Below are 343 nucleotides of genomic sequence, written 5' to 3' on the forward strand. Positions count from 1 at the left end.
CCCGCTCCATTCTTTGCTCGCATTCGACTTTAACTTACAGCCATCAATGGCAAACATATTGCGGCCTATCAACCCTTCTTCGTCGCATATCATCAATACTTGCGTAAATAGTGGCTCAATCTGTTCATGCATTTTGGCCACGAAACCCGCGATTGATGTGTAATGCGGCTGGATGTCCCCCGACATACTCATAAACAAAATATTCGTCTCACACGCCTTCGCAATACGGCGGCTGCTGATCAAACCATGTGCATAGCCGAGCAAAATAATCTTTAACATCACTGACGGCGGATACGCCGCCGCGCCTGTTTTGTCGTTGTTATACCACGCGTCAAAGCCCGAC

At 48.4% G+C, this 343-nt stretch carries 1 protein-coding gene; it reads right to left on the reverse strand.

Annotated features, from left to right (window positions below; genetic code table 11):
- Nucleotides 1-343 (reverse strand): transposase (locus FW757_RS23245; protein ID WP_446441797.1); only part of this gene is annotated, 343 nt, incomplete at both ends.

The sequence above is a fragment of the Pseudoalteromonas sp. 1181_04 genome, from assembly GCF_052850545.1.